6 protein-coding genes are annotated in these 12913 nt (G+C 45.0%); 3 read left to right on the top strand and 3 right to left on the bottom strand.

Features of this window, described 5'->3' with window-relative positions; translation table 11 throughout:
• Positions 1–49 precede the first annotated feature (49 nt).
• Positions 50–613, bottom strand: coding sequence for an RNA polymerase sigma-70 factor (locus BT112_RS07695; RefSeq protein ID WP_217652338.1), 564 nt, complete (start codon positions 611–613; stop codon positions 50–52).
• Between the two features lie 477 nt (positions 614–1090).
• On the opposite strand from BT112_RS07695, the gene BT112_RS07690 reads away from it, so the two are divergent.
• Entirely contained in the window at positions 1091–2140 is a 1050-nt protein-coding gene (locus tag BT112_RS07690; RefSeq protein ID WP_072316783.1) for a substrate-binding domain-containing protein, read from the top strand.
• 132 nt (positions 2141–2272) lie between these two features.
• On the opposite strand, the gene BT112_RS07685 is transcribed toward BT112_RS07690, so the two are convergent.
• Entirely contained in the window at positions 2273–3895 is a 1623-nt protein-coding gene (locus BT112_RS07685; protein WP_072316917.1) for a RagB/SusD family nutrient uptake outer membrane protein, read from the bottom strand.
• A gap of 55 nt (positions 3896–3950) precedes the next feature.
• Positions 3951–7016: a SusC/RagA family TonB-linked outer membrane protein gene (locus BT112_RS07680; protein WP_083564835.1), complete on the bottom strand. Its 3066-nt coding sequence runs from the start codon at positions 7014–7016 to the stop codon at positions 3951–3953.
• 786 nt (positions 7017–7802) lie between these two features.
• Here BT112_RS07680 and BT112_RS07675 point away from each other — a divergent pair.
• Both BT112_RS07675 and BT112_RS07670 read left to right on the top strand, forming a co-directional pair.
• Positions 7803–11087: a SusC/RagA family TonB-linked outer membrane protein gene (locus BT112_RS07675; protein WP_083564834.1), complete on the top strand. Its 3285-nt coding sequence runs from the start codon at positions 7803–7805 to the stop codon at positions 11085–11087.
• Positions 11088–11111: 24 nt separating this feature from the next.
• Positions 11112–12896 (top strand): RagB/SusD family nutrient uptake outer membrane protein, encoded by a 1785-nt coding sequence (locus BT112_RS07670; RefSeq protein ID WP_072316782.1) that lies wholly within the window; start codon positions 11112–11114, stop codon positions 12894–12896.
• Positions 12897–12913: the final 17 nt, after the last annotated feature.

Here is a 12913-nt window from a genome sequence, read left to right as displayed (position 1 = left end):
TATATAAACGACCGGAAGCGAGGGGATACGTAATGTATATGGAGAAAAATCAGAAAAAAGTCATGAACTCCTTTAGCTGGAATCGCATGAACTTGAGAGCGAGGTGAATATGAGTGTCTACTGTTCTTTTGGATATTCCCATATCTTCGGCTATTTCACTGTTTTTCATGCCTTCAAACCTGCTTTTAACAAAGACTTGCCGTTGCTTTTCCGGAAGAGCGGTAATACTGCTTCGGATCTGATTTTCCAATTCCTGTTGCAGTATTCGTGATGCGGCCTCATTCTCTACAAAGCGTATCGGATTATCGAGTTCAGTCTCATATAAACTTCCGGATTTTTCGCGAACGCGTTTCCGGTGTTTGAGGTGATCCAGACAAGCATTCCGGGTTACGGTAAACAAAAAGCTGCTTGTTATATTGTCTATTCTTTCGCGCTTCTGCCAGAGTTTACAAAATACATTTTGCACAATTTCCCTGGCATCTTCCGTATTTCCGGTATAAGAGCGGGCGATATGGTACAATTTATCAAAATATAAACGGAACAAAATTTCAAAGGCCTTGTGAACATCGTTCTTTAGAAGGTCTTTGAAGGTATCCGAGTTTATATTTGTCACTTTTTCGCTCAAGAGGAATACTTATGAATTGAAGAAATTTTGCTGATGATGCTTTCGTGAAACAAAATTATATTGCAACTAAAAGGAGGTAATGATGTTATAGTTAACAATCTTTTAAGAATACGTTAATTACATAGAAATCTTTTAATTTGTCTCATTGTAGTCGTCACAGCGTCGTGGAATGTTAGCCGGATAAATAATGCCTGTGGAAAACAGGGACACTGTTTTGGAGCGTACCAAGAGAACGTTGGGGTATGTACAGGCGGACAGCACAGGGGAATGCATGCCGAGGAGGTTGTGCTAAGAGATTTAGATATTTGTTTTTTGAGGATAGCGCAGAGAGGTGAAGGTAAATTGTTCTGAGGCTACATCACATTTCACAAAGCCTTTATTATCTTTAAATACTGGACTCAAGACGAGTTAATTATAAGCAGCTCCTGGCAGGCGATTTTTTATTGTAAATACCAGAATCAGATTATGAAAGAACCTATAGGGATCAAACAGATTGCAAAACTGGCTGAAGTATCTATCGGTACCGTAGACCGGGTGCTCCACAACAGGGGAGGTGTGTCTAAGATTACCGAGCAAAAAATACTTGATGTTATCAGAAAAACCGGTTACCGGAAGAATACGGTGGCAAGCCGTCTTCGGTTGGGAACTCACAAAAAAGTGAGGATCGCCTGCCTTGTCCCGGAAGCAGCAAGCCATTGGAAATACTGGCAGTTTCCCAAAAGAGGTATGGACAGGGCAGCTGCAGAACTTCATGATCACGGAATAGAACTTTCTTATTTTTATTTTTCCGAGCCGTCTGCATTCCTTGAGAGGAGTAAGGTGATTCTTGATAAAGGTTTCGAAGGGATAGTCACCGTACCTTTTTTTACTGCCGAAAGTAATGCGTTGCTTCGTGGTGCACAAGTAAATCAGGTGCCGGTGGTGTTTCTGGACACTGAGGTATCCCTGGATTTTCCGGGTTGGTTTATATGCCAGCACGCTCATCGGGCAGGTGAGGTGGCGGGCAGGTTGTTACAGGGATTGGTAGGGCTGGGAGGCATATACCTGGTATTGAATATTATCAACGCCAAAGGGCTTCATGAAAACAACAGGCAACGGGAAAGCGGATTTCGGAAATTCCTGAACACACATGATAAAAAGGAGATCGCGGAAGTGGTGACGATCAATTATCCCCTGGATCAGCCTCTGGAAACAATGCCCGGCATGGAGCGCCTGTTGCTTGATAAAAGAAGAAAAGGAGTGTTTGTTACCAACTCGCGGGCGTACATGCTGCCGCCGGTTTTTCGTCATTACGGTGTAACCGGTATTCCCGTGGTGGGCTTTGATCTGAACGAGGAAAACCTGGAATGTCTGCGCCGTGAGGAAATTTCTTTTCTTATCAATCAGAAGCCGGAGTACCAGGGATACCATGCGGTCAGAGGGTTGTTTAAGTTCTTGACGGAAAAAGATGCTTCCGGCCTGCATGTCGATATTCCCGTAGAAATTGTTGTCCGGGAAAACCTGCATTTGGTTTAGAAGCATCTTTTGGTGATTGTGTTTCTTATAAGTTTTTTAAGACTGTGATTTTAGGTTTCCAGGTCCTCGCCTCAGCGATCCGTCAAGGATTTTATTCCCGCCTGATGCTATCTGCATGAAATTCATGATGCTTTAGTCCGGATATCCCGGATTTTGCGGATATTCGTTTATAGTCCGGTCTATCTGATCCAGTGGTATGGGGCGCAGCGTATGGTAGTCTTTAATGTTGGGAGCTCCGCCCGGATTGTGAAGCCGTACTCTTTCTATGAGCTTCCCGGTCCTTACGAGGTCCCACCAGCGATATCCCTCTCCGTATAATTCTCTGGCCCTTTCATCGAGGATAAAATCCAGGGTGATATCCGATGCTTCGATTTCCATATCAGCTTCCATACCCGGCCATGCTGCCCGACGCCTTATTTCGTTGAGGTCGTCTGCGGCTCCGGGAGTATTGTTTTGGAGGAGTCTTGCCTCGGCCCGAAGCAGATAGGCATCCGCAAGGCGCATCAGGATATGATCGCGTTGAGAGGGCTCCCGCTGCTGGTCCGGTCGGGTAGGGTCGAGCCATTTGAGTACGCTGGGAAAAAGGCGTTCTGTGTATTCCTCTTTGGTGATCACCATATAAGGCTTGGTTTCCTGCCTCGATTGCGGCCATAGTTCATCTTTTCCGGGTCCGGGCATATAGACCGCTGTGTCTCCTGCCTGAAGATTTTCCGTCGGGTTATTGGTGTACCAGACCTGTGTAAAGCCTTCGTCATAACGCGTATCTTTTTCTCTGTCCCATAAAGAAAGAAGAAAATCGGTGGGTTTAAATCTTTTCCACGGTCTTCCGTTTTTCACATCTCTGGCCATGCCGGGGAGAATGTCATATTCCATAAGAAAAAAGAGGTGGCCGCGGTGCCCCAGTTCATCCGTACCGTCATCGACCTGTGTCTTGGAATTGATCACAGCGAGGATGATCTCGTCATTTTGTTTGTTACTGATGTCCCACAGATCGCCATAACGGTCGAGCAGCCGGAACCCGTAATCTTCGATGACATGTGTAAACAGGGATTCCGACCGGGCGGCATCATCCGCTTCGGCATAGGAGGTATAGCTCCTGGTGAGTAGGGCTTTCCCCAGAAGAAACTGGGCTGCGGGTTTTGTGATCCTGCCGTAATCGCTCTGCGTGTCCGGAAGTGCTTCTATGGCAAACTCCAGATCCGGAACGATGGCTTGCCGGTATATTTCGGTTACCGGTGTTCTGGTAGCTTCGATTTCGACACCCTCCGATTCTTCCAAGGTGAGGTGAGCATCGCCATAGGTGGTTACAATATTAAAATAGAACAACGCTCTTAAAAAGCGAACTTCTGCCAGGCGGATTCCTTTTAGTGTTTCATCCATTTCCAGTTCCTGCGAACGACCGATCACAGCATTGGCCTGGTTGATGCCTTTGTACCATTCCCGCCACGCATCGCGCACATAAGCGTCGGAGGCATTGAGACTGACGTCGTAAAAATTGTAATACTTAAAACCTCCGTCCGATCCGTTGGTAAAAATATCCGTTCCGAATGTGGTCATGGTAAAGCCTGCTTCCTGCCCGTAAAACGTCTTCAGAGAGGCGTAAGTGGCGTTTACGGCATCCTGAAATCCCTTTTCTGTTTTGTAATAAGAATCTGCCGAAACATAGGTAACGAGATCTTCTTCCAGAAATTTGTTACAGGAGGCGAGTAATAGTACCTGGATGAGTATACATCCCCTATATATTTTTCTTTTCATGATATGTGGCATTAATAGGTTAAATATCTCCTTATGCCTGAGGGACAGCAGGAGGTTAAAAGACGACTTTAAGACCCAGTACATACATTTTGTTACTCGGTATGGTGTTTCCGTTTAGTTCTCCGGCCCGCTCCGGATCGAAGGAGTCGAATTTGGATATGAAGAAGAGGTTTTGCCCGGAAACATAAAATCTCATCGAGGAGACACCGAGATTATCTGTTACCGATCCCGGCAGGGTGTACCCCAGGCTGATATTCCGGAGTTTTATAAAACTACCGTCAAAGTAACTCATGGTGGACGCATTTCTGGGCCTCTCCTGATTTTGGTTGGGACGGGGGTAGGCATTGGTCGGGTTGTCTATGGTCCAGTAGTCCACATCCAGATTATTGAAGCGTCCGAAAAGGGTATTGTTGTCATCGTGGAAGCGACTTCTTACCATTTGCCCCTGGCGGAAGTAGAAAAAGAAACTGAAATCAATGCCTTTGTAAGCGAAGTTATTGGTGATACCTCCGTAAAAATCGGGGACATCCGAACCGAGGATGACCCGGTCGTCCGGGGTAACAAGACCGTCGCCGTCAATGTCTTCCAGTTTGATCTCGCCCGGTACTTTTCCTTCGGCCGCATTGGCCAGGTCTGCTTCGTCTGCCTGATAAATTCCGGTTTTTCTGTAATCGTAAAAAACATTAATGGGTTTTCCTATAAACCATTGATTGCCGACGTCATCTACAGGGTTCCCGTTTTCGTCTCTCAGGGCCAGTTCGGTGATTTTCTCCTTGTATCCGGCGATATTGAAGGCGAGGTTCCACCGGAATCCTTCCGGATTGTCTATGATGTTAGCATCTACATTAAATTCGATCCCTTTGCTGCTGGTGGCTCCTATATTCTGAAGAATATCTTCGTATCCGGAGGTGTAGGGCAGGCTCCGTTGGAGGAGGATATCTGATGTTTTGGTGTGATACCAGTCAATGCTTCCCTGTATCCTGCCCTTAAAGAGGCTGTAATCCAGGCCTATATCCAGGGTTTTGGAGACTTCCCATCCCAGGTTGGGGTTAGCGATTTCGTTAAGACCCTGACCGAGTGCCGGTGTGCTTCCGAAGGCATACACAGTACGCCCCAGCCTTCCGGCAGTCTGGTAGGGATCTACCGAAGTGTTCCCTACTTCTCCGTAAGAAGCCCTGATCTTCAGGTCGTCAAAAACCTCGATGTTTTTCATGAATTCTTCCTGTGTTACACGCCATCCTGCGGAGAACCCGGAGAAATAGTTCCATTTGTTGCCTGTAGCGAGACGGGAAGAACCGTCTGCCCTTACGGACGCCTGGAAGAGATATTTGCCGGCAATATCGTAATTGATACGTCCCATAAAAGAGGCCAGGCTCCATTCTACAAGTTCCGAAGTGATGTCGCCTTTGACAGACGCAGAGCCGAGATTGTAAAATTTTTGTTCTTCATAAGGAATGTTGGATACTCCTGCAAGGGATTTTTCGAACCGGGATTTCTGAATACTTTGAAGCAACGTCACTTTGAGGTTGTGATCTTCGCCGATAGTCTGGTTATAGGTAAGCAGGTTTTCGAGGGTGTACCCGAAATTATCTTCATGTTCTATCGAAGCATTTCCGGGGCCCCCGCGATTTGCATTCGTGTAACTGCCCTGGAATATCCCCTTGCGGTTATACCGGATATCGGGGCCGAAGGTCGTTGTCCATTTCAGATTACTGTTAATGTGTATATCCAGGTAAACCGGCGCAAATATCCGGGTAAATTTGCGTTCGTCTATAAAGGCCCCTTTGACGAGTTCACTGAGCGGATTGGTCCGCAGCCCGTCATTGGTAGGCAAAAAGATGAGGTCACCGTTGTTGTCTCTCGGAACCCCAAGCGGGTTGTTCATCAGTGCTTCGGAGACCGCAGCCGAAGATCCCCAGTTCTGGATACCATGAGAGAGGGCGATGGAGACTCCTACTTTAAATATATCACTGATCCTGTGATCCAGGTTTATCCTGCCTGTATAGCGCTCGTAGTCCATAGTGGGTACGATACCCTCTTCCTTGAAATAGCCTATGGAGGTATTAAAGGTCGTTTTTTCCGATCCGCCGCTTACGCTTAACTGGTGATTGGTTTGCCATCCGGTACCGATGACCAGGTCGAGCCAGTCGGTAGACCTGTTTTCTGCTATGGATCTAAGCTCCACAGGGTCCAGAAAAATGTTTTCATCTTGCGGAATGGTTCCGTTCCAAGAGGTTCTTTGGGATTCGCGTTTCATCCGGGCAAATTCTTCACCGTTCATCATGTCGACCAGGTGTGTGGCCGAGGTCATACCAAAGTGACTACTGTAGGATACCGAGGTCTTGCCTGCTTTTCCGCGTTTGGTGGTGATCAGTACGACACCGTTAGCTCCCCTGGAACCGTATATAGCCGTAGCGGCCGCATCTTTTAAGACCTGCATGGTCTCTATGTCCTGCGGATTGATATCGGTAATAGCGTTTGTTCCGCTGATCTGGGGGATACCGTCTATAACATACAGCGGATCGTTGGAAGCACCTATGGAGCGGCGTCCCCGTATCCGGACCGTGGCATTTTCTCCCGGTCTTCCTCCCTGAGGAACAATGTCTACACCGGCCACCTGTCCTTTAATGGCATCTATACCATTGGAGGTAGCTATTTTTTCGATGGAGCTGGCGCTAACCGATGAAATTGCAGCGGTAATCTCTCCTTTTTTCTGACTCCCGTATCCGGTTATAATGACTTCATCCAGCGATTCGTAATCCTCCTCCATAGTAACCTGAAGTGAGGTATTGCCGGCTACGGTGATACGCTGGGTACGCATCCCGATGTACGAAAGTTCAAGGATGTCGCCATGGCTCGCTTCGATCTCGAAATGACCGTCAAAATCGGTTACAACACCTTTGGTGGTTCCTGTCAATTGTACACTCACTCCCGGCAGGGGTGTTCCGTTACTGTCTTTAACTGTGCCTGTTACGGACTGTTGAATAGCTGTTGCGTGGCTTCTTCCGGATAGTGCGTTTCCGACGAAGCATCCTCCGATCAGGAGGAGTATTATGAATTTTCTGCACAAACAGGCGTTTACCGGAAAGACGACCAATGGTCTTTCAGTTTCTCTTTTCATGGGTAAAGTTTTGGTTATGAATCGGGGTTCGTTAACGTTAACGATTAGCGAATATATAAAAAAATAGTTATTTTTTTATCACAAGTGTTTTTTATGGGTGTTAAGAGAGGATGAGGTTAAAGACTATTGAGAAAGGGCCATACTCGTTTTTTGTAGAGCATCATAAAAATGAGCAGAAAATGGAAGCAGGCAGGTAAGGGGCGAAAACGGGAGCTCTTTAATGATGTATTATGTGCATATTCCCATATTGTATCTTACGTCTGTTGTTATTTTTATGTGTTAATTTTTATATATGGCATTGGCTTTGTCCTGTATTTTTACACATTTATTTTGTAGTCTGTGTTGTTGTATGTTTTTATTGCTGTTACTGTGCTTTATTTTTATATATGTCAATAATAATGCTATTAATATTTTAAATGTTAATTTTTTTGTGATTATATTAGCATTTTATGCTTTTTGTTTGCGAAAACAAGCTGTTTGGAAAAGAAATGATGTTACTGGTATAAAAAATTTTTAAGAAAAATTTAATAATCCTATTTTGAATTTTTAATATAGAACCAATCTTCTTCTAAGAGATTGTCCTTTTTATGGGTCTTACTTTTTTAGAAGAAATAACTTATGTGTTTAAGCGCAAATTGAGGTAGTATTATTTTTTTAACTCAACTAAACTCAAATTAAAATGATATTGATGATACCGTTTTAGAACGACAAAAGATCCTGCCTCTTTGTTTGCTGTGTTTTTATACATGGACAAATCTTATTTAAACAACTAACAAACTTTATTTTATGAGAAAAAAGACTTTTACGAGGATTCGTGCTGTGCTGCAAAATGCGATTTGTGTTTTGCTTTTTTGTTGCTTTTTTCTGGTTTCCGGACGGGTATTCGCCACATTACCTGTGTCTGGAGAAGCAGCAACCTTGACATTTTTGCAGATTAGTGGTAAAATAACTTCCGATGACGGAATGCCCCTTGCGGGTGCCAGTGTTCTCGAAAAGGGAACCACTAATGGTGTAGTGGCAGATTTTGATGGAAACTATACTATAGATGTAAGTAGTGATGACGCTGTACTTGTGGTTTCTTACGTAGGTTTTAAATCTGTGGAGATTCCGGTCGATGGCCGTGAGGTTATCGATGTGGCGCTGCAGGAGGATCTTGCACAATTGGACGAAGTTGTTGTAGTGGGATACGGTACACAGCGTAAACAGGATCTCACAGGAGCTGTTTCCGTAGTGAAGACGGACGAAATGTTGCAACAACCTTCCCCGCAGGTTACCAACCAGCTTCAGGGACGGGTTTCCGGGGTCACGGTAACCGGGGGAGGACAACCCGGAGAAGCTCCTCAGGTAAAAATAAGAGGGGCTAATACCTTTGGGAACAATACCCCGCTTTACGTTGTTGACGGAATACCTACGGACGGGATAGGCGATATTAACCCTAATGATATAGAGACCATGCAGGTCTTAAAAGATGCTTCTTCTGCGTCGATTTATGGTTCGAGGGCGGCAAACGGGGTTATTATTATAACAACCAAGAGAGGGAAAGGAAGGATGAAAGTTACTTACGATTCCTTTTATGGTGTTCAAATGGTTCGGAAAGGGAATCCATGGAATATATTGAATTCCCAGGAAATGGCCGATCTCAATTTTATAGCTCAGCGCAATACCAATCCCGACATAGCTCCGAGTAGCCAGCTGTATGGTAACGGGGCAAACCCGGTATTGCCGAATTATATAGCGCCGGTCGGAGCTAACACTGTCAACGAAGCCCTGTATTATGTAAACCCAAATTATACCAGTTCCGATGACCTTGATAGTTTCTACCGAATTGTACGGGCCAATAAAAAGGGGACCAACTGGTTCCAGGAAATATTCAATCCTGCGAGTATTCAGAGTCATAACCTGTCGGTAAGCAGTGGTAATGAACAGGGAAGCTATCTCTTTTCTCTAAACTATTTTGATCAGGAAGGAACTTTGCAAAATACCTATCTGAAGCGCTACACGATCAGGGCAAATGCGATGTATAATGTAGGCGAAAACATCCGGATCGGAGAAAATTTAAGTTTTACCATTCGGGATAATCCGCAGATTGATGCCCTGACCGAAGGTAGTGCCATAGGAATGGCCTTCCGGCAACAACCTATAATACCGGTTCGCGATATTATGGGAAACTACGCAGGGTCTTTCGGTAATGGTCTCGGAAATGCCAAAAACCCTGTAGCTATTATGGATCGTACAAGACATAACAGAGGAGTCTCAACACGTATTTTTGGTAATATTTTTGCAGAAGCAGATTTTTTAAAACATTTTACTTTCAGAACGAGTTTCGGGGGACAGTATTTTACGAACAGCTTTAATTCTTTTCAATTTCCGGAATATGAAAATTCCGAAAATCTTTCCGTAAATCAATATTCGGAAGCTGCGGCAACCAATTTTAACTGGACCTGGACGAATACCGTGAAATATCAAAACTCTTTTAACGATGTTCACAATCTTACCATTCTGTTGGGTACGGAAGCTTATCAGAATAAAGGACGTGAAGTCGGCGGAACCAGGCAGGGCTATTTTTCTTTTGATCCGGATTATGTAACTCTGGATACCGGTTCCGGGACACAAACAAATTATTCCTTTAAATATGCCGATGCCCTGGCCTCGTATTTCGGGAGGCTGGATTATAACTTTGATGACAGGTACCTGCTGAGTGCAACGGTTCGGAGAGACGGATCGTCGCGATTCCTGAACAATCAATACGGATGGTTTCCTGCTTTTAGTGTCGGTTGGAATATGTCTAATGAAGACTTCTTTCCCGATCATGGCTGGATAAATGACCTGAAGATAAGGGGAGGATATGGTGTAATGGGAAACCAGCTAAACGTAGACCCGGCAAACTCATTTACTACCTTCGGAGGGAATAACAGAACCTCTTTCTATGCTATAGGAGGGGGGAACTCCGCATTGTCCGAAGGTTTTGAACAGAACCGTATCGGAAACCCGGATGCAGTCTGGGAAAAGAATATCAACTCCAATATCGGAATAGATGTTTCAATGTTTAATAATACTGTTCAGCTCACTGTGGATTATTACCGCAAAGATGTGAAGGATTTGCTTTATAATCCTAACTTACCGGGTACGGTCGGAGCAGCAACCGTTCCTTACGTCAATGTTGCCCAGATGACCAACGGAGGTATCGATGTCGATTTATCTACCTATTTCAGGCTCACCGAGGATCTGCGGTTGAACACATCGGTAACCTTTACGACGTACAATAATGAGATCAAGAAAATCTCTGAAGGTATTCAGTACTTCGACCTGGAAGGCCGGCGTTTTAACGGTAGTTCTATAATCAGGAATGCGGTTGGGCATTCGGTCAGCGAATTTTTCGGCTATCAGATCGAAGGTTTCTGGAACAGTGCAGCGGAAATCGATGAGGCTAACGCTGCAGCAGTCGCCGCAACCGACAACCCGAATGCAATCTATCAGAACGATGTGGCCGTCGGACGATTCCGGTATAAGGATATTAACGGTGATCATGTAATAGATGATAAGGACCGGACCTTTTTGGGAGATCCTAACCCCGATTTTACCTACGGACTTAATATAGAATTGCTCTATAAAAGCTGGGATTTCAGCGCGTTTATATATGGGTCTCAAGGGAATGATATCTGGAATAACGTGCGCTGGTGGACCGATTTTTACAGTTCTTTCCAGGGAGCTAAAAGTCATACGGCCCTCTATAATTCATGGACCCCACAAAATATGAATGCCAAGGCTCCGATACAGGAAACTACAGGTTCTTTTAGTGTGGCAAACGTTCCCAACTCTTATTTTGTTGAGGATGGTTCTTACCTGAGATGCCGTCAGATACAACTGGGATACACATTACCTTCGGGCTTGCTCGAAAAGATAAAGCTAACCAAGCTCAGGTTGTATGCGCAAATGGTTAATCCGTTTACCATTACTTCGTATTCCGGTCTGGACCCCGAAATATCCGGAGAGAGTGTGAATTTCGGTATCGATGAAGGGGCTTATCCGAATCAGCGGCAGTTGCTTTTCGGACTAAACGTGATTTTTTAATTAATGAACTCAAAAATAAAACATATGAAACTTACTAAACAAATAGGACGATTTTGTTTTCCTGTTATCATGTTCTCCATACTGTTTTCGTGTGCAGATAGTTTTTTAGATCAGCCAGCATTGGGGGCTTTAAGCGATGACGTGGTAGCCGATGAAGCAGGCGTGGAAAAAATGCTGATAGGAGCTTATGCAGCTTTGGATGGGCAAGGAGATGATGAAGCGCTTGGCGGAGGAAATCCCTGGGAAGCTGCCCCGGATAACTGGATCTACGGAGCAGTTACTGGAGGGTTGGCAAGTAAAGGTAGTTTTGGTGGTGACCAGCCTGCCATTGACCCTATTGCAAAATTCTCTTCGGACCCTTCCAACGGTTTTTTCAATACGAAGTGGAAAGCAGCGTATGAGGGTGTTGTACGATGTAACAATACCCTTAAACTCCTGGAAAGACTGGAAGATATATCGGATGAGAACAAGAATAACATTGCAGGACAGGCACGTTTTTTACGTGGACACTATTATTTTGAATTGAAAAAGATGTTCAATATGGTGCCGTGGATCGATGAGACTACAGAGAACCCGAAGACACCTAACGACCAGGATATCTGGCCTATGATAGAGGCTGATTTTGAATTTGCTTATGAGAACCTCCCGGCTACACAGGAAGAGTTCGGTAGGGCTAATAAATGGGCGGCAGCTGCGTACCTCGGCAAAACATATCTCTATCAGAAGAAATTTTCGGAGGCCCAGGTTATTTTTACCGAAACCATTACTTCGGGGGTGAACTCAGCGGGTGTAAAGTATGATCTGGTGACATTTTTCAAAGACAATTTCGACGCTGCAACGGAGAATAATGCCGAAACGGTATTCGATATTCAGATGGTGGCCGGTGACGGAACCGGAAGTATCAGTAATGCCAACCAGGGTGGGAAGCTGAATTTTCCTTACAACAGCCCTTTCAGGTGTTGCGGTTTTTTTCAGCCTACACAAGACCTGGTGAACTCTTATAAAACGGACGAAAATACGGGACTTCCTTATCTGGATAACTATAATGAGAACCCTGTAAAGAACGATATGGGAGTATCTGCCGATGCCTCCTTTACTCCTTATACCGGCTCTTTGGATCCCAGGCTCGATTGGACCGTAGGGCGTCGTGGAGTTCCTTTTCATGACTGGGGGTATCATCCGGGATCGGAATGGGTAAGAGATCAGGTCTACGGAGGCCCGTACGCTCCTAAAAAGAATATATACTGGCAGGCCACTCAGGATTTATATGCGGATCAGAGTTCCTGGGCTCCCGGGACAGCTATTAACGTTCATGTTATCCGGTTTGCCGATGTTTTGTTGATGGCTGCAGAAGCCGAGGCACAGGCCGGAAGTCTGCCCGTTGCCATGGAGTATGTTAACCGGGTAAGAAGAAGGGCTGCAAATCCCAATGGTTTCCTGAAAGAATATATAGATGAGGAAAAGCCTATGGCAGGATTTGATGAAAATACCAATGCTGCAAATTATAATATAGAGGAATATACTACTGCGCAGTTCAGTTCCAAAGAGGACGCATTAAAAGCTATTTATTTCGAAAGAAAGCTGGAGTTAGCGTTGGAAGGACACCGGTTTTTCGATCTGGTACGCTGGGGTATTGCTGAAGAAACGCTTAATGCATATTTCCGGTATCAGGGAGGTTTGACCACAGATATTCGCGGGGGTAAATTTATTTCGAATAAAAATGAGTATTTTCCTATTCCTCAGGCTCAGATCGACTTGAGTGTGGATGAGACCGGACAGCCTACATTAACACAGAACCCTAATTATTAAGGGCTGTAGCAGTTCGG

This window comes from Sinomicrobium oceani, from assembly GCF_900119185.1.
In the GTDB taxonomy this organism is placed as follows: Bacteria; Bacteroidota; Bacteroidia; order Flavobacteriales; family Flavobacteriaceae; genus Sinomicrobium; species Sinomicrobium oceani.
The sequence above is the reverse complement of the archived record's forward strand: the minus strand, read 5'-3'. Positions and strand labels throughout refer to the sequence as shown.

Coding starts and splice junctions, on each gene's coding strand:
- BT112_RS07675 (WP_083564834.1), top strand. CDS start 7,803: ATGAGAAAAAAGACTTTTACGAGGATTCGTGCTGTGCTGCAAAATGCG.
- BT112_RS07680 (WP_083564835.1), bottom strand. CDS start 7,016: ATGAAAAGAGAAACTGAAAGACCATTGGTCGTCTTTCCGGTAAACGCC.
- BT112_RS07670 (WP_072316782.1), top strand. CDS start 11,112: ATGAAACTTACTAAACAAATAGGACGATTTTGTTTTCCTGTTATCATG.
- BT112_RS07685 (WP_072316917.1), bottom strand. CDS start 3,895: ATGAAAAGAAAAATATATAGGGGATGTATACTCATCCAGGTACTATTA.
- BT112_RS07690 (WP_072316783.1), top strand. CDS start 1,091: ATGAAAGAACCTATAGGGATCAAACAGATTGCAAAACTGGCTGAAGTA.